The organism is Micromonospora carbonacea, assembly GCF_014205165.1.
Taxonomy (GTDB): domain Bacteria; phylum Actinomycetota; class Actinomycetes; order Mycobacteriales; family Micromonosporaceae; genus Micromonospora; species Micromonospora carbonacea.
The window spans coordinates 1,733,658-1,751,444 of sequence record NZ_JACHMZ010000001.1 but is presented as its reverse complement, the minus strand read 5'-3'; the positions used below and the strand labels follow the sequence as shown (position 1 = coordinate 1,751,444).

At 72.6% G+C, this 17,787-nt stretch carries 14 protein-coding genes; 6 read left to right on the top strand and 8 right to left on the bottom strand.

The annotated features are described in order from the left end of the window. Positions 1-13: 13 nt before the first annotated feature. Entirely contained in the window at positions 14-1,042 is a 1,029-nt protein-coding gene (locus HDA31_RS07900; RefSeq protein ID WP_074474345.1) for a gluconeogenesis factor YvcK family protein, read from the bottom strand. After that, the gene (gene rapZ, locus HDA31_RS07895; RefSeq protein WP_178067647.1) at positions 1,039-1,944 is read right to left on the bottom strand and encodes an RNase adapter RapZ; all 906 of its coding nucleotides are present in this window, start codon (positions 1,942-1,944) and stop codon (positions 1,039-1,041) included. Before rapZ ends, HDA31_RS07900 begins: the two co-directional genes overlap by 4 nt. A 394-nt stretch (positions 1,945-2,338) precedes the next feature. Between rapZ and HDA31_RS07890 the strand changes: the two genes are divergently transcribed. From HDA31_RS07890 to HDA31_RS07875, 4 genes are all read left to right on the top strand, one after another. Then, entirely contained in the window at positions 2,339-3,424 is a 1,086-nt protein-coding gene (locus HDA31_RS07890; RefSeq protein ID WP_178065765.1) for a hypothetical protein, read from the top strand. Between the two features lie 29 nt (positions 3,425-3,453). Next, positions 3,454-4,317 carry a DUF3592 domain-containing protein gene (locus HDA31_RS07885; protein ID WP_178065766.1) on the top strand — a complete coding sequence of 288 codons (864 nt, stop codon included), beginning with the start codon at positions 3,454-3,456 and terminating at the stop codon, positions 4,315-4,317. Between the two features lie 62 nt (positions 4,318-4,379). After that, on the top strand, positions 4,380-4,679 hold the full coding sequence (locus HDA31_RS07880; protein ID WP_178065767.1) for a hypothetical protein: 300 nt from the start codon (positions 4,380-4,382) through the stop codon (positions 4,677-4,679). A 135-nt stretch (positions 4,680-4,814) separates the two neighbouring features. After that, complete coding sequence (locus tag HDA31_RS07875) at positions 4,815-5,807, top strand: hypothetical protein (RefSeq protein WP_178065768.1); 993 nt, start codon at positions 4,815-4,817, stop codon at positions 5,805-5,807. 100 nt (positions 5,808-5,907) lie between these two features. Here the strand turns inward: HDA31_RS07875 and HDA31_RS07870 are convergent, their stop codons facing one another. The 3 genes from HDA31_RS07870 to HDA31_RS07860 form a co-directional block, all read right to left on the bottom strand. Further along, positions 5,908-6,807, bottom strand: coding sequence for an SWIM zinc finger family protein (locus tag HDA31_RS07870; protein WP_178065769.1), 900 nt, complete (start codon positions 6,805-6,807; stop codon positions 5,908-5,910). Between the two features lie 65 nt (positions 6,808-6,872). Continuing rightward, positions 6,873-7,076, bottom strand: a complete 204-nt coding sequence (locus tag HDA31_RS07865) for a DUF397 domain-containing protein (RefSeq protein ID WP_178065770.1) — start codon at positions 7,074-7,076, stop codon at positions 6,873-6,875. Positions 7,077-7,097: 21 nt separating this feature from the next. Then, positions 7,098-7,946, bottom strand: coding sequence for a helix-turn-helix domain-containing protein (locus HDA31_RS07860; RefSeq protein ID WP_178067649.1), 849 nt, complete (start codon positions 7,944-7,946; stop codon positions 7,098-7,100). 141 nt (positions 7,947-8,087) lie between these two features. On the opposite strand from HDA31_RS07860, the gene HDA31_RS07855 reads away from it, so the two are divergent. Then, a complete protein-coding gene (locus HDA31_RS07855; RefSeq protein ID WP_221486583.1) occupies positions 8,088-8,597 on the top strand; it encodes a hypothetical protein in 510 nt (169 codons plus the stop codon). A 20-nt stretch (positions 8,598-8,617) separates the two neighbouring features. Here the strand turns inward: HDA31_RS07855 and HDA31_RS07850 are convergent, their stop codons facing one another. The 3 genes from HDA31_RS07850 to HDA31_RS07840 form a co-directional block, all read right to left on the bottom strand. Then, positions 8,618-10,849, bottom strand: coding sequence for a S8 family serine peptidase (locus tag HDA31_RS07850; protein WP_178065772.1), 2,232 nt, complete (start codon positions 10,847-10,849; stop codon positions 8,618-8,620). Between the two features lie 142 nt (positions 10,850-10,991). Continuing rightward, the gene (gene uvrC, locus HDA31_RS07845) at positions 10,992-12,944 is read right to left on the bottom strand and encodes an excinuclease ABC subunit UvrC (RefSeq protein WP_178065773.1); all 1,953 of its coding nucleotides are present in this window, start codon (positions 12,942-12,944) and stop codon (positions 10,992-10,994) included. 10 nt (positions 12,945-12,954) lie between these two features. Then, positions 12,955-14,298 (bottom strand): jacalin-like lectin, encoded by a 1,344-nt coding sequence (locus HDA31_RS07840; RefSeq protein ID WP_178065774.1) that lies wholly within the window; start codon positions 14,296-14,298, stop codon positions 12,955-12,957. A 233-nt stretch (positions 14,299-14,531) separates the two neighbouring features. Between HDA31_RS07840 and HDA31_RS07835 the strand changes: the two genes are divergently transcribed. Then, complete coding sequence (locus HDA31_RS07835; protein WP_178065775.1) at positions 14,532-17,777, top strand: penicillin acylase family protein; 3,246 nt, start codon at positions 14,532-14,534, stop codon at positions 17,775-17,777. The last annotated feature ends 10 nt before the right edge of the window (positions 17,778-17,787 follow it).

The following is a 17,787-nucleotide window of genomic DNA, read 5'->3' as shown; positions in this document are numbered from 1 at the left end:
ATTACGTACGTGCTTAACGATCGGCGCCCAGGACAGGCACCAGGGCGGCACCCAAGGCGGCCGGATCGTGACGGGGTTCGCCGTCGGTGACGGCGACCGGGGCGAGGACCAGCCGGGCACCCAGCGATTCTGCCGCACGTTCGACCGGCGCGGGATCGCCCACCGCCTTGGAGTCCGCCAGCACCAGGTCCACCGCCAGCTCGGGCAGATAGTGCCGCAGGGTGGCCAGGTGGTCGGCGAGGGAGAGCCCGAGGGTCTCCTTCTCCGCCGCGAGGTTGAGCGTGACCAGCCGACGGGCCGGGCTCGCCACGATCGCCGCCGCCAGCCCCGGCACCAGCAGGTGCGGCAGCACGCTGGTGTACCAGCTACCCGGCCCGAAGATCAACCAGTCGGCCTCGGCCGTCGCCGCCACCGCCTCCGCGCAGGCCGCCGGGGTCGTCGGGGTCAGCCGCAGCGACTCCACCCGTCCCCCGGTCACCGCCACCTGGTGCTGGCCGCGCACCCTGCGCACCTCGTCGGGGTACGCCGGGTCGGCGCCGCGCACCCGGGCCTCGATGCCGACCGGCTGGCGGGACATCGGCAGCACCCGGCCCACCGCGCCGAGCATCGCCCCGGCGTGCTCCAGGGCGGCCACCGGGTCGCCGAGCAGCTCGATCAGCCCGCAGAGCACCAGGTTGCCCACGGCGTGCCCGGCCAGCCCGTCGTCGGTGTCGGCCGGGTCGCCGGGGGTGTCGGCGAAGCGGTGCTGGAACAGCCCGGCGGTGCGCCGGGTGGCCGGGTGGTCCCCGGCGAGGGCCACCAGCGCCTGCCGCAGGTCGCCCGGGGGCAGGCCGCCCCGGCGGGCGCGCAGCCGGCCGCTGGAGCCGCCGTCGTCGCCGACGGTGACCACGGCGGTGATGTCCAGGTCCAGCTCCGGCACGCACCGGCGCAGCGCCCGCAGGGACACCGACAGGCCGTGCCCGCCGCCGAAGGCGACCACCCGGGTACGCCGCCCGTCGCCCCGCCCGCCGCCCGCTCCCGGGGGCTCCGCCGGCGGCGTCATTCCCGTCCCAGGTCGCGGTGTTGCGCGTTGGCCGCCAGCCCGGCGTGGCGCAGCCGGGCGGCCAGCTCCTCGGCGATGGCCACGCTGCGGTGCTTGCCGCCGGTGCAGCCGACCGCCACGGTCAGGTACCGCTTGCCCTCCCGCTCGAAACCGGCGGTGGTGGCGTTGACCAGGTCCGCGTACGTCCCGACGAAGGCGTCCGCGCCCTCCTGACCCAGCACGTACGCGCTGACCGCCCCCTCCCGCCCGGTGTGCTCCCGCAGCTCGGGCACCCAGTACGGGTTCGGCAGGAACCGGGCGTCGAGGACGAAGTCGGCGTCCGGCGGGAGGCCGTACTTGAAGCCGAAGGAGAGCACGGTGATCCGCAGCCGGCGGGCGTCCTCGCCGCCGAACAGCTCCTCGATCCGGCGGCGCAGCTGGTTGACGTTCAGGTGGCTGGTGTCGATGATCACGTCGGCCTGGTCGCGGGCCTCCTCCAGCAGGCCCCGCTCCACGGCGATGCCGTCGGCCAGCCGCCCGTCGCCCTGCAACGGGTGCGAGCGCCGGACGCTCTCGAACCGGCGGATCAGCACCTCGTCGTCGGCGTCGACGAAGACCACGCGCGGGGAGAAGCCCCGGTCCTTCAGCTCCCGGATCGCCCCGGCCAGGTCCGTGGAGAAGGCGCGGGAGCGCACGTCCAGCACCATCGCCGTGCGCCGGGCCGCGCCGCCGGCCTTGACGGCCAGCTCGGCCATGTCGAGCATGAGCGCCTGGGGCAGGTTGTCGACGACGTAGTAGCCGACGTTCTCCAACGCCCGGGCCACCGTGCTGCGCCCGCCGCCGGACACGCCGGTCACCACCACCAGGGTGGTCTCCGCCTCTGCCTCCGTCGCCGGCCGCGCCGCCGCCGCGGCCACGGGCAGCGTGTCCGTGGCCGCCCCCGCCGCCGCTGTCGGGCCGTCGCCGGCCGGAACCTCGGGCGTCCGCGCCTCGTTCACTGCCCACTCCCCACGGATGACGCACGGCCGACCTGACCGCGGTGGCCGACCTAGAACTCTATCCCGCCCGCCCCTCAGGATCCGGCAACCACCCCGCCGCCCGTCCCCGCCGCTCCACCCCTCGCTCCCTCCCCGCGCTCCCCCGCCCTCCCGCCGCCCGCCTGCCCCGCCAAACCTGCCCTGCCGATCTTGCACTTGCGGGCCCCCGAGGGAGGGTGGCGTCTCCGGCTCTGACTCACATCCGGTGGTGACCGTCATGTCCTCGGTCAAGGTTGCCGGCTGCTGTGGGCTGTCGCTCGTGACGTGCACAATCGACCGCATGACGAGCACCGTGGGCAAACCGCCCACGCACAATGCGCCCGCCGTTCTCGCCAGGGGGTTCCTGACGGGCTCGGTGATCGGGGCGTCGCTGACCGCCTTCATCAGCGGGTGCGTCGTCGAAAGCGCACAGCTGGCCATCCTGGGGCTACTCCTGCCCGCGGTCTACGGGCTCCTCTTCTTCCTCTTCACGCTGCCGCGTCGTGCCCGGGAGGCGGCGGTCGTGCCGCGCACGGCACTCGCAGTGGTCGAGAGTCTCAAGGCCGTCGGGGGTGAGACGAGCGATGTGCCGGTGCGCTTCGAGCTGTCCGTCGCGCCGGACGACGCGCCCGCGTTCCGTGTCGAGGTGAGGCAGGACATCAACCTCGTCGAGCTTCCCGACTACCGGGTGGGCGGGATCGTGGTGGTGGAGTATCCGCCGGACCGGCCATGGAAGACGCGGATCGTGAAGCGGCCGACGCCGGAATGGGAGGAGCGGGCGGCCACGACCCGCGTGGACTCTGCGCCCGGTCCGGCCATGAAGAGCGATTCCCCGGCGGGCTGCGCCGACGGTCTCCTGACGCTGTTCGGCCTGCTGCTCGGCGTGGCCGCCGTGCTCCTGCTGTTCCGGGCCGACCTGTTCGACGTCGACGCAGAGGAGGGCGAGAGCGGCCCCTTCCGCAGACCGGCCATCTCCGCCTCGTCGTCCACGACCGTCGTGACGTCGGCGACGGGCACCGTCAACCTGGGGCCGGGCCAGTCGATGCTCGACGAGGGCGAGCTACGTAGGGCCATCGAGTCGTTGACGCGGGGTGCGAACACGCGCCGGGCTCTGACCGTCGTCGTGCAGGATCGTTCGCTGACGGTCGTCTTCGCCCCCGCCGGCGTGGAGACCGCCGGGTTCGACCCGCGTTCCCTGCCCTACGATCGCGTCCCCGGTCTGGTCCAGAAGGCCGGGGCCGGCGTCGGCTCCCCGCGGGGCTGGCAGCTGGCCGTCGACGGCGTCACCGGCTCGCTCACGCTCAGGGTCGTGGTGACCGGCGACGGGGGCACGGGAGTGCTGGAGGCGGACGGGCAGGGCAGGGTGCTGCGGCGCAGCGGCGGTTGACCGTGCCTGGGTGAGGTGGGGAGTCGCGCATGGGGTGGGAAGAGTTTCTGGTCCTGTGGTGTGCGGTGTGGGGTGTGGTGGCGCTGGCGGGTTACGGCATGTCGCTGGCCGGGGTGACCAAGGCGCAGCGGACGGTGCGGCTCACGGGGCGGATCGAGCGGGTGCGGGAGCCCCGGCACGGCGGGTCCCGCAAAGGCGGGATATCGGTGGTCGTCTCCTACCGTGACCCGGCCTCCGGTCGAGAGGTCACCGTGACGAACGACGGCGAGCGCGGCGAGATGATCACCGCAGCGTGGGAGGGCCGGGAGATCGGGGTCAGCCACCTGCGGGGCAGACCGCACGACTACCGGTTCTCCAACACTCCCGAGGAGCCCGGTCGTGGGCTGTTCTGGCCTGGTTTCGCACTCTTTCTGGTCTATGTCGGGCTGGTGGCCCTCGCCGCGTTCGACCGGGGGTGGCCGTGGGCGCTGATCGGCTTCGGCGGGCCCTGGGCGGTCTTCGCCGCCGCTCACCTGCCCGGGACCGTACGCGCCAAGAACGACCGCCTCGCCAGGCTGGCCGCGATGGACACCGTGCAGGGGCGGGTCGTCGCGGTCCTGAAGGACGTCAGCGTCGACCAGGACGACGGCCACACCCGGACCACCATCACCCCTGTCGTGTCGTTCACCACGCGCGAGGGCGTAGTGGTCACCACCCACTGCACGTCGCATCTCGCGGACCCCGCCAACTCGTACGGTCGCGACGTCACGGTCAACTACACACCCGCTGATCCGGCCGACTTCACCTTGGACCGCGCGGCCGAGCAACGCTCGCAGCGGCAGGATGTGACGTTCAACGTCCTGGCGGTCGTCGTGCTGGCGGCGACGGCCGCGGCGGGGGCGGTGCTCCTCTGAGGACCAAAACGGGCGCCGGTGAGGCCCAGGAAGCTGCCGGGCCAACTGGGTCACCTCTCTCCATGGGCGTGGACAGGGAGCCGCTGACGTTCGATTACGGGAACCTGCACGTGCGGGTGGACCGGGGGGTGTTCGAGCTGTTCGTCCTGGACGGCTCCGGCGCCGATCACACGTTCCGTGTCCCACTGCGCTGGCTCGGGGTGGCCCTGCATTACAAGAAGCCGGGCAAGCCGGGCACGTTGCCCTTCGGACAGGAACTGTCCAAGAACCCCGACGGGGCGGGAGGCGGGCGGTGGGCAGGATTGGGCACGATCGAAGAAGTCGGTCGGTCGACCCGACGCCATACTGCGGTTGGACATTGACCCTACTCGATGAATATCGGTGGCGGGCGGTGTCCACCCGGCCGGCGGTGCCGGCCTCCCGGTCCGGGCGTCGTCGTCGGCGTCGCCGACGCGCCCCCGCCGGGGTCTCGTCCCCCTCGGCATGAGGAGCGCAGCGTGACGCAGACCCATCGTTCGTCCCGATCCCCCGTGGACCTCCGGCCCGACAGCGCAGGCGCGGGAACGTCCACCTTCGTCAACGGGCACTTTCCCCGGCGACGGGCACTGATCGTCCTGCTCAGTGTGCTCGGCGGCTTCCTGCTGACCGTGGTCTGGTCGGCCGAGTTCGTGGACCAGACCATCGGCGACAACGTCGCCAACACGCTGCTGGGCCACGACGCCAAGGAGACACCCATCCAGGGCATCGCGGCGGGCATCGTGTTCGCCTTCGTCTCCGGCATCGCGGGCACGTTCACCGCCTGCAACATCGCCGCCTTCGGCGCCATCGCCCCGCTCACCGGCACCGCGGCCGGGAGCCGCCTGCACCGGTTCGCCCAGCCGCTGAAGCCGCTGGGCTGGATGTCGGTCGGAATGATCACGGTGTCGGCGACGTACGGTGCGATCGTCGGCCTCGTCGGCACCGCCATGCCGCAGTTCTCCACGGCCCCGACCACGCCCGGCGGCCTGTCGCCGCGCAGCATCCAGTCGATGGTCGTCTTCGGCCTGATCGGCCTGGTGATGGTCTACCTCGGCCTGGCCTCGCTCGGCATCGTCGCGGACCCGTTCGCCCGCATCGCCCGCCGGTTCCCCAACGCGCCCATGGTGTTCATGGGCGCGCTGATCGCCGGCTTCCTGATCGGGCGGCCCTTCCCGCTGTTCCGGCAGATGTTCCGCGACGCCGCCGAGAGCGGAAACCCGTTGTACGGTGCGGCGGCGTTCACGCTCCAGTCCCTCGGCAACATCGTCATCATGGCGGTGCTGTTCCTGCTGCTGGCCTGGCTCGCCGGCTCCCGCCTGCAACGGTGGTTCGCCGAGCGGCCGAGCCGGCTGGCGGTGCTGACGGCGGTCGCGTTCATCGTCGCCGGCGCGTTCACGTTCCTCTACTGGGACGTCCGGCTGCTCGCCCGCCGCGAGATCATCCCCTGGTACCCGCTCGCCCCCTGGGCCTAGCGCAAGGAAGGGCCCCCTGTTAACGCATTTTGTTGCACAGGGGGCCCTTCCTAACAAGCACGCGCGGCGGCAGCAGCGTCGGCGTCGGGCGCGGCGGTCGTCAGTGGAGCTGCCGCAACGCCTTGACGCGTTGGCGGCCGAGCACGGCGAGGTAGTCCCACGGCTCGTCGAGGCAGGAGTCGACCTCGGCCGCCTCGATGATCTCCCTCAGCCGGGCGGCGAGTTCGTCGGGGTCCGGCTGCACCTGCTCGCAGAGCTGGACGTGGACCGCCCGTAGCGCGCCGCCGATCTCGGCCACTTCCTCCTCGTACGTCTCCCGGGCGTCCAGCAGCGGCGGGACGATGCGGTCCCAGGCGCGGGCGGCCTCCTCGACCACCAGCAGCGCCTCCGGGGTCGGCGGCCGTTGGGCGAGCACCTCGATCTCCTCGACGATCGCCCGGCCGGCCTTCTCCACGTCGTGCAGATCCCAGTACCGGTCGTCGGTCGCCTCGTTGGCCAGGCCGTCGATCGTGCGACGGAGATCGTCGAGTTCGGCGGCGCTCGGGGGCGCGAGCCGGCCGGCGCGCGCCAACAGCGCGCTCTCCAGCACGCGATCCGTGGCCGCCCACTCGGCGACCAGCATCGTGAGCCGACGCGCGGGGATGCCGCGCGCGACCTCCGCCAGCTCGGCGACCCTGGTGTCGATGCTCAGGACCGACGGCGGGGTGGCCGCCGAGGACCACGGCAGGTCGTCCGCCAGGGCGACGAGGGTGAGGGCCACCGCGTGCGCGCACAGCCCAGCGCCGTCCGGGCAGTCACACTCGGCGGTGAAGCCGTCCGCCGTGACGCCCACCCAGACCTCGTACGGCGGCTGCCCGGCCTCCCTGATCACGCCGGATGCTCCCCCGCCGGCCGGCGCGAACTCCGCCGGCTGACCGGCTGCCCGCAACGTGTCCGCCGCTGCGCAGGCCACGGGACCGGCCGCGTCCCGCAGGGCTTCGATGTCGATGCTCACCGCCATCCGGTCATCTAACCGGGCGTGGGTGATGCCGCCGGCATCGGGGCGACGACCGACTCGGCGAGGGATCAGCCGCGCAGGCCGCGCCGCAGACCGACGACGAACGACGACCAAGCGCCCCGGTCGAAGCGGAGTGCAGGGCCACCAGGGTCCTTGGAGTCCCGCACCGCCAACGCGTCAGAGAAGTCGGCTACCTCGACGCAGTTGGAACCGCTCGCGCTGCTCCGGCTGCTCTTGCGCCACTTCCCCGCGTGAACGTCCGGAGCGGTCATCGTGAAGCCCCTCAGGTGAAGTCAATACTCATCAGCCACCCGAGCCAGGAAGTCGGCCGACTCGTCAGGGTCGAGCGCCTTGGCCATGAGGTGATCGAACATGAGTCTATATCGGGCGACGTGTCTCTCCTCTTCCAAGAGAAGCGTGCTGGAGTCGTTGTCGAGATAGACGACGGTGGGGTCCAAGATCGGATCGGAGTAGTCAAGCAGGGTAAACGGGCCGCCCATCGCTGCATGTGCCCCAGCGGCGAAGGGCAGGATCTGGATCTCTACGGTGGGCAGCCCGCACGCTTCGATGAGGCGAGCAATCTGGGCTTGCATAACCTTCGGTCCACCCACGACGCGACGCACGGCCGCTTCGTCAAGAACCATCCACAACCTCGGCGGCGCATCTCTCGACAACAGGGTCTTGCGGCCGAGCCGAGCCGCCACACGCCGGTCGGTCTCGTCCTGGTCGGCGGTGCTGCGCCCCGCCTTGACGATCGCGCGGACGTACTCCTCCGTCTGCAACAGGCCGGGCACGTACAGGCTCTCGAACGCGCTGATCGACGTCGCCTCCGCCTCGAAGCCGACGTAGTCGTCCGGCAGCACGTCGCCGTACGCGCTCCACCAGCCCTTCTGGCGCGACTGCCGCAGCAGCGCGGTCAGCGACTCCCGTTCCTCCTCGGAGGCGTCGTAGAGGTCGAGCAACGGCGGCAGGTCCTTGGGCATCACCCGGGAGTGCCCGAGTTCGAAGCGGATGATCTTGGTGCGGTGCCAGCCCAGGAGCTTGGCCACATCCTCGGCGGTGCGCCCGGTGCGGTCCCGCAGGCGACGCAGCTCGCATCGCAGACGACGGGCCCTGATCGTCGGACTCGGCACCTGCGCCATCTCCACACCACCTCCACTGGGGGTAACCGATTCTCACCTGAGAGCTACCCCGGATCAAGCACCCTACGGATAAAAGTGCGACGTTGCGTTTTGCGCCTCCATGGGTCAGTCTCTTGCTACTCACCCACTACGGAGAGGCACATGACAGTGACTGACGATCAAGCGTCGCGGTGGCCCGAGTCCGACTTTCACCGTGACCTGGCGGCCATGCTCGACGGGGCCGACGTGTCCGAGCGGGTCCGGGCCGCCGTCGCGCACGCGCTGACGAAGCCGGACGCCCTCTCGTCGTACGTCAATTCCCTGGTCAACCGCTACACGACGGACCGCGAGCGGGGCGCGGGGCGCAACCGGCCGCCCGCCGGGGCGTACGAGACGCACCGCCGGTGGACGCTGCACCTGTCCTACCCGGCACCCGACCTGCGGGAGGCCCGCGACCAGGCCGTCGTCTACACGGAGGGCCTGACGATCCTGCGCCCCGAGCTGCCCGCGAGCGCCGCGCTGCTGTCAAGGGCCGACGCCTGGAACCACGTCGAGCCGGTGTTCTGCGGCCGGATCGGCCCCGACGGCGAGGTCTGCCTGGACGTCACCGGGCACCCCGGCTTCCACAGTGCGGCCGGCATCGGCGGGCTGTGCTGGGGCGACGGCGACTAACAGCCATCGTTGAAGCGCCGTCAGAGGGTCAGCTTCCAGCCCTCGATCAGGCCCTCGTAGCCGGCGACGTTCTCGACCCGCAGCTTCCAGGTGCCACGGGTCGGCTTCCCCGACAGGTCGGCGATGTAGGCCTCGCGGGCGTTCGCCTTGTACGACCCCACGAGGCTCTCCTTGAGCAGGACCACCTGCCCGCCCGGCGCGACGAGGGAGATCTGGAGGTCGCGGCCGTACTGGTGCGCGATGCTGACCTCGACGTAGCTGGTGGTCGACGGGGCCCGGCCGCAGTCGGGGACGCTGATCGGCGACTCGACCGTGCCGGAGGCGGGGATCCGCACGTCGGCGGTGGCGACCCCGCCGCACGCGGGCGCGGGCAGGTCCGCGCCCGCCACGTTGATCTTCCAGGAGTCGAGGAACCCGGTGCCCTGGGCCAGGTTGTCGCTGACGTACAGGTTCCAGGTGCCGTTCGCCGGCTCGGCCGACAGGTCGTAGGTGAACGTGTAGTCGATGCGGTCGCTGTCGCCGCCGGTGTGGTCCATCAGGAAGTACCAGGTGCCCCGGGGCGAGATCAGCCGCACGTCGAGCTCCCCGATCACGGCGTGCTCGATGTGCACCTCGACCGTGCTGTTGCGGGCGGCGTTGCCGGGGCAGCCGGTGACGGTGATCGGGGCGTAGAGGTTCTGGGAGTCGGTGATCGCCCGGTCGGTGCCGTCGGAGCGGACGCAGGCGGCCGGGTCGTCGATGCGCAGCTGGACGGCCACCGCGCGGGTCGCGGCGGTCCCGGTGCCGATCACCGTGACGGTGTACGTGCCGGCCAGCGCCGTCGACGCGGTGCCGACCGTGAGCGTGGTGCCGGCGTTCGAGGAGATGCTGGCGGACTGGAACGTGGCCGTGACGCCCGCCGGCAGGCCCCGGACCGCCAGCGCGACCGGCTGGGACGCGCCCCTGGTGACGCTGCCGGCGATCGTGGTGGTGACCGTGCCGCCGGCGGTGACGGTGACGTTGGCCGGGGTGGCGGTCAGGGTGAAGTCGTTGGCCGGGGTGGTGGGGTCGACGTGCAGCAGCCGGTTCGGCGTGCCGACGCCCGCGTCGGTCACCACCCCGACGCCTGCGTCGGCCAGGAGCGCCTGGGTCACCTGGGCCGGCGTGTAGGTCGGGTGTTCGGCCAGGATCAGCGCGGCGGCCCCGGCGACGTGCGGGCTGGCCATCGACGTCCCGGAGGCCGTGCGGGTGGTGGCGGTGCCGCCGATGTAGGCCGAGGTGATGTCGACGCCCGGCGCGAACAGGTCCACGCAGGTGCCGATGTTGGAGAACGAGGCGCGCGCGTCGTTGGCCCCGGTGGCGGCCACGGTGATCGCCTCCGGCACGGAGGCCGGGGTGGTCGTGCAGGCGTCGGCGCCGTTCTCGTTGCCCGCGGCCACCGCGTAGGTGACGCCGTCGGCGATGGACCGACGCACGGCCTCGACCATCGGCGCGTACGCCGCGCCGCCGAGGCTCATGTTGGCCACGGCCAGCTCGCCGGGGTCGTGGTCGCCGGTGACCCAGTCGACCCCGGCGATGACCTGCGAGGCCCAGGCGCCGCCGGTGCAGCTCAGCACGCGCACGGCGACCAGTTGCACGTGCTTGGCCACCCCGAAGGTGGACCCGCCGAGCGTGCCGGCCACGTGGGTGCCGTGGCCCTGGCAGTCGGTGGCGTCGGCGTCGTTGTCCATGAAGTCCCAGCCGGACACCGCCCGCCCGGCGAACTCGCCGTGGGTGAGGTTGATGCCCGAGTCGATCACGTAGGCCCGCACGGCCGCCGTGGCGCGGGGGTAGGTGAACGAGTTGTCGAGCGGCAGCGCGCGCTGGTCGATCCGGTCGAGGCCCCAGGACGCGGTCGGGGTCTGCACGTCGGACGCGGACACCGTGCGGTTCTGCGTCACCGAGGCCACGGCCGGGTCGGCGGCGAGCCGGCGGGCGCCCCGCTCGGACAGCCGGGCCTCGAAGCCGCGCAGGGCGTGCCGGTAGACCAGGCCGACGTGGCCGCCCTGCCGGGTGGCGAGGCGGCGGGCGGTGGCGGGCACGGCGTCGGCCGGGACGGCGGCGTCCCGCAGCACGACGACGTAGGAGCCGGGAACGGCGTCCGGGCCGTTGACGGCGACGACCTCGCCCTCGGCCGGGGCGGCGATCGCCGGGGCGGCCGCGGTGAGGGCCAGCAGGGTCGCTGTGGCCACGCTGCCGAGCAGGGAGGTCCTGCGGCGTCCTGCCGGTGTCATGGTTGCCTCCCCAGACGGCGTGCGCGACGCGGCCCCGGCCCGTCACGCGTCGGGCGCACGCGCGGACGGCCGTACCGCCGACATCATGGACACACGAACACCCTCGACGCCATAGATTAGCGTCAATTATTTGCGCCGGACGCTAACTGCCGTCGGCCGCGGCGGGCCGGGCGTCCGCCGCGGGGTTGAGGGCGGCGATGATCGCCTCGGCGGTGCGCCGGCCGACGCCGGGCACCTCGGTGATCTCCTCGGTCGAGGCCGCCGCGAGCCGCTTGAGCGAGCCGAAGTGGCGCAGCAGCGCCTTGCGCCGCACCTCGCCGAGGCCGGGCACCGAGTCGAGCGCCGACTCCGTCATCCGCTTGGAGCGGCGCTGCCGGTGGAAGGTGATGGCGAACCGGTGCGCCTCGTCGCGCACCCGTTGCAGCAGGTAGAGCCCCTCGGAGGTGCGCGGCAGGATGACCGGGAACTCGTCGTCGGGCAGCCACACCTCCTCCAGCCGCTTGGCCAGCCCGCACAGCGCCACGTCGTCGACGCCCAGCTCCGCGAGGGCCTGGGCCGCCGCCGCGACCTGCGGCGCGCCGCCGTCGACCACGACCAACTGCGGCGGGTACGCGAACCGGCGCGGCCGGCCCGTCGTCGGGTCGATGCCCGGCCGGTCGGGGTCGGCGGCCGTCTCCTCCCCCAGCTCGCCGGTCTCGGCGCGGGCCTCCAGGTAGCGGGCGAAGCGGCGGCGCAGCACCTCCGACATGGCGGACAGGTCGTCGGTGGCCCCCCGCACGATGAACCGGCGGTATTCGCTCTTGCGGGGCAGGCCGTCCTCGAAGACGACCATGCTGGCGACCACGTCGGTGCCCTGGATCTGGGAGACGTCGTAACACTCGATGCGCAGCGGCGACGTGCGCATGCCCAGCGCGTCGCTGATCTCGTCGAGGGCCCGGCCGCGGGTGGTCAGGTCGCTGCCGCGCTTGAGCTTGTGCCGGGCCAGGGCGTCCTTCGCGTTGCGCTCCACCGTCTCCAGCAGGGAGCGCTTGTCGCCGCGCCGCGGCACCCGCAGCGACACCCGGCTGCCCCGGCGGCCGGTCAGCCAGTCGGCGAGCGCGTCGGCGTCGGCGGGCAGGGCGGGCACCAGCAGCTCGCGGGGCACGTCGGCCTCGCCCTGCTCGCCGCCGTAGACCTGGGTGCAGAAGTGGTGCACCAGGTCGCCGGCGCTCAGCTCCTCGGTCTTCTCCACCACCCAGCCGCGCTGGCCGCGCACCCGGCCGTCGCGGACGTGGAAGACCTGGACGGCGGCCTCCAGGGGGTCGTCGGCGAACGCGACCACGTCGGCGTCGGTGCCGTCGCCGAGCACCACGGTCTGCTTCTCCATGGCGCGGCGCAGCGCCGCGACGTCGTCGCGCAGCCGGGCGGCCTTCTCGAACTCCAGCGCCTCGCTGGCCTCGGTCATCTCGCGTTCGAGCCGGCGGACCATGGTGTCGGTGCGCCCGGCCATGAACTCGCAGAAGCCGTCGACGATCCCCCGGTGCTCCTCGGCCGTGACGCTGCCGACGCAGGGGGCGGAGCACTTGCCGATGTAGCCCAGCAGGCAGGGGCGGCCGACCTGCCCGGCCCGCTTGAACACGCCGGCCGAGCAGGTCCGCGCCGGGAAGACCCGCAGCAGCAGGTCGAGCGTCTCGCGGATCGCCCAGGCGTGCGAGTAGGGCCCGAAGTAGCGCACGCCCTTGCGTTTGGCCCCGCGCATCACCTGGAGCCGGGGGAACTCCTCGTCGAGGGTGACGGCGAGGTACGGATACGACTTGTCGTCGCGGTAGCGGACGTTGAACCGGGGGTCGTACTGCTTGATCCAGGTGTATTCGAGCTGGAGGGCCTCGACCTCGGTGCCCACGGTGACCCAGTCGACCGACTCGGCCGTGGTGACCATCTGCTGGGTGCGCTGGTGCAGCCCCCACAGGTCGGCGAAGTAGGAGTTGAGCCTGCTGCGCAGGTTCTTCGCCTTGCCGACGTAGATCACCCGGCCGGTGCCGTCGCGGAACCGGTAGACCCCCGGGGCCTCGGGGATGGTGCCGGGTGCGGGGCGGTAGGTCGAGGGGTCTGCCACGCTCCGAAGACTAGCCGCCCGCCCCGACACTCCAGAGCACGCCGAGCTGGTCCACCTCGCTGCCGCTGCGGCCGAAGAACCCGGCGAGCCGGCCGCCGGGCGGGGCGGTGAAGGTCACCGCGTCGGCGGTCGGGGTGCCCCCGGCGAGGGCGCGGCCGAGGTTGGTGGTGAGCCGGACGGAGAAGATCCGGGTCCGGCCGTCCTTCTTGCCCTGGGTGAGGGTGACCCGGTCGACGTACTCGCCGTCGGCCAGGGTCAGGGTGGCCGGGGTGCCGCCCGCGCCGCCGTGGGTGGGGCTCGCGCCGTCGGCGAGGAGGACGCCGATCTGGTCGAGGCGGGAGCCGGCGCGCAGCGAGACGGCGGTGACCCGGGGGCCGACGGCGTCGAGGTCGGTGAACGGGGTGCCGTGCGGGCCGCCCCAGGTGTCGCTGGCGCGCAGCCCGTCGGCGAGGGTCCAGGTGAACCAGGCGGCGTGCGGGTAGTGGTCGGACAGCGGCGCGCCGGCCGGGTCGAGGAACGCGGCGTGCTCGTTGCGGTAGCGGTCGAGGTCGAGGTCGATCAGCCGGTTGCCCCGGTAGAGGATCTTGTCGACGACCTCGCAGGCGTTGGTGACGTTGGCCGGGTCGCAGGTCAGCGCCGGGCTGCCGGCGGCCGGGGGCACCCCGCCGCGCTCCTGCTGCACCCACACGTCGGTGAGGCCGTTGGCGGCCACGAGGTCGCGGATGTTGTCGCCGGTGCGGGTGTATCGGGCGTTGAGGTCGCCGGCCACGATCACCGCGTTGCCGGCGGAGTTCGCCTGCACGTACGCGGAGAGCTGGTCGATGTTGGACCGCCGGGCGGCCAGGTCCGGCTCGTCGCTGCCGGCGTTGGTGTGCACGTCGTAGAAGTCCACGTAGACGCCCTCGGCGAGCCGGATGCGGGACCGGCTGAAGCCCTTCGGGGTGAGGCAGTCGGTGCCGTGGCAGTCGTCCCAGCGCACCCGGACGAAGTCCGACACCGGGTAGCTCGACATCGTGTTGAGGCCGTCGCCGAAGGGCACGCCCCCGCTGGTGGCGGTGCGGTACGGGTGCCGGTCGGTGGCGTACAGGTCGGCGTGGTAGTTGAAGTCCTCCTGGACGTGCACGATGTCGTAGGCGTTGACCCGCTCGCCGATGGGCCGGGTGTTGGTCGCCGGGCTGCCGCCCGACAGCGGCTCGGGCAGGCCGGCGACGTTGTAGGTGAGCACCGAGAAGCCGCCCGAGGCGGCGGCGGGCGCGGGGGCGGCCCCGGCGGCGGGCGCGGCGGCGGCCGGCGTGGCCGGGGGCAGCAGGGCGGCCAGCAGCGTCACGGACGCGAGCAGGCGGGTGGGTCTCATCCGACGTCCCTTCCAGACAGTGGGGTCCGGTGTGGCCGGCACCAGCCCGGGGGATCGAAGGTTATCCAAGGAAGGCGGCCGGTTCAATACTCGCGGGTAACCGGCGCGCGACATGCCGATCGACGTCTTCCAATCTCACGGCGGGACGCCTACCATCCGGTAACTGAATGTTCTTCACGTAATGATCGTCACTCCCCCGCACCCGTCATGATCCCCACCGCTCGGAGGATCACATGCCCCGTCCCACCGCCCCGCGTCGCCTGCTGGCCGGCGCGACCGCCGCCGTCGGCGTCGCCGCCCTGCTCGTCGCCGCACCCGCCCCGACCCCGACGCCCGCGAGCGCCGCCGCGAAGGCGCCCGGCCTCACCAGCACCTTCGCCGCCAACGACTACTGTCTCGGCGAGTGCGGCGACATCGTGCCGCCCGGCCAGAACGGCAGCGCCACCCTCGTCGAGATCCTGGCCAACCAGACCCTCGGCACGCTGCCCCGGCACTCCGCCGACCAGCTCGGCAAGTACGCCGACCTCGTCTACGGCTACGCCGGGCTGCGCCCCGAGCAGATCGGCTCCTTCTTCAACGACGCCTCCTTCGGAGTGCCGTCCGGGCAGGTCGAGCGGGACTACTCGCCCCGCGCCGACGTGCGGATCGTGCGGGACCGGGCCACCGGCGTCCCGCACGTCACCGGCACCACCCGGGGCGGCACCATGTACGGGGCCGGCTACGCCGGCGCCGAGGACCGGCTGTTCACCATGGACCTGATGCGCCACGTCGGCCGGGGCACCCTCACCCCGTTCGCCGGCGGGGCCCCCAGCAACCGGGAGCTGGAGCAGAGCGTCTGGCGCAACTCGCCGTACACCGAGGCGGACCTGGCGGCGCAGGTCGAGGCGCTGCGCGCCAAGGGCCCGCGCGGCGAGCAGCTCTACGCCGACGTCCAGGAGTACATCGCGGGCGTCAACGCCTACATCGGCGTGTGCATGGCCAACCGCAACTGCCCCGGCGAGTACGTCCTCACCGGGCACCTCGACGCGATCACCAACGAGGGCGGCCCGGAGCCGTTCACGATGACCGACCTGATCGCCATCGCCGGCGTCGTCGGCGGCCTGTTCGGCGGCGGTGGCGGCACCGAGATGCAGTCCGCGCTGGTCCGCATCGCCGCCCGCGCCAAGTACGGCCCGACCGAGGGCGACAAGGTGTGGGCGGGCTTCCGCAACCAGAACGACCCGGAGACGGTGCTGACCCTGCACGACGGGCAGAGCTTCCCCTACGGTTCCGCCTCCCCCGACGCGGCGAGCGTGGCGCTGCCCGACGCCGGCACGGCCACGGTCGAGCCGATCTTCACCGACCCGACCGGCTCCGCCGCCAGCCGGGCCACCGGCAGCAGCGGCTCGGAGCTGGCCGCGGCGCTGTCCGGGCTGACCATCGACCCGGCCCACCGGGGCATGTCCAACGCGGCCGTGGTCTCCGCCGCCAACTCCGCGACCGGGCACCCGGTGGCGGTGTTCGGGCCGCAGACCGGCTACTTCTCCCCCCAGCTGCTGATGATCCAGGAGTTGCAGGGCCCCGGCATCAGCGCCCGGGGCGCGGCGTTCGCCGGCCTCAACCTCTACGTGCTGCTCGGCCGGGGCCAGGACTACGCCTGGAGCGCCACCTCGTCGATCCACGACATCACCGACACGTACGCGGTGCCGCTGTGCACCACCGACGGCAGCGCGCCGACGCTGGCCAGCGACCGCTACCTCTTCCGGGGGCAGTGCGTGGCGATGGAGCAGCTCGCGCACACCAACAAGTGGAAGCCGACGGCGGCCGACACCACGCCCGCCGGCTCGTACAAGCTGGTGGCCTGGCGCACGAAGCTCGGCCTGGTCGCCTGGCGCGGCACCGTCGGCGGCAAGCCGCACGCGTTCACCCACCTCCGCTCCACCTACCGGCACGAGGCGGACTCCGCGATCGGCTTCCAGATGTTCAACGACCCGACGGAGATGGGCACCGCCGACGCCTTCCTCGCCTCGGCGGGCAACGTCGAGTACGCGTTCAACTGGTTCTACGTCAACTCCACCCAGTCGGCGTACTTCAACTCCGGGCTCAACCCGCTGCGGGCCGCCGGGTCCAACCCGAACCTGCCGATGAAGGCCGAGCCCGCGTACGAGTGGCAGGGCTTCCAGCCCGACACGAACACCGCCAGCTACGCGCCGCGCTCCGCGCACCCGAACTCGGTGGACCAGGACTACTACGTCAGCTGGAACAACAAGCAGGCCAAGGACTTCGGCGGGGCCGACGGCAACTTCAGCTTCGGCGCGGTGCACCGGGGCGACCTGCTGGACAAGCCGCTGAAGGCCGGCATCGCCGCCGGCAGGAAGTACGACCGGGCCACGCTGACCAGCCTCGTCGAGCAGGCCGGCGTGACCGACCTGCGCGGGGTCGAGGTGCTCGACGAGCTGATCCGGGTGCTGGAGAGCCAGCCCGTCGGCGACGCCGCCCTGGCCGCCGAGATCGCGAAGCTGAAGGCGTGGCGGCAGGCCGGCGCGCTGCGGGTGGAGACGGCCAAGGGCTCGAAGGTCTACCAGCACGCCGACGCCATCCGCACCTTCGACGCCTGGTGGCCGCTGCTGGTGCGGGGCATGTTCCGCGACCAGCTCGGCACCGACCTCTACCAGGCGCTGATCAACGCCATCCAGATCAACGAGTCCCCCTCCGGCCAGCAGCAGGGCGACAAGTCGACCCTGCCCACGTCCGCCAACGAGGCCCAGGCGCACAAGGGCTCGTCGTTCCAGTACGGCTGGTGGGGGTACGTCGACAAGGACCTACGGGCGGTCCTCGGCGACCCGGTCGCCGGGGGCCTCGGCCGCAGTTACTGCGGCGGTGGCGTCCTCGCCGGCTGCCGGCAGGTCCTGCTCGACACGCTGAAGGCCGCCGCCGCGACGCCGGCCACCACCACCTACCCGGGCGACAGCACCTGCGCGGCCGGCGACCAGTGGTGCGCCGACACGATCGTGCAGTCGCCGCTGGGCGGGATCAAGCACGCCCCGATCGCCTGGCAGAACCGGCCCACCTACCAGCAGGTGGTGTCGTTCCCGGCGCGGCGCGGTGACGACGTGTCGAACCTCGCCGCCGGGAAGGCGGTGACCGCGTCGAGCGCCCAGCTCGGCTACGCCGCCAGCAAGGCCGTCGACGGCGACCTGGGCACCCGGTGGGCCAGCTCCTGGGCCGACGACCAGACGTTGACGGTCGACCTGGGCTCGGCCCGGCCGGTGGGCCGGGTGGCGCTGGCCTGGGAGTCGGCGTACGCGAAGTCGTACCGGATCGAGGTCTCCACCGACGGCACGACCTGGCGCACGGCGTGGTCCACCACGGCCGGCGACGGCGGCACCGACGTGGTCGCGTTTCCGGTCGAGACCGCGCGGTACGTGCGGATGCGGGGCCTGACCCGGGCCACGACCTACGGCTTCTCGCTGTGGGAGATGTCGGTCTACGCCCGCTGACGGGCGACGG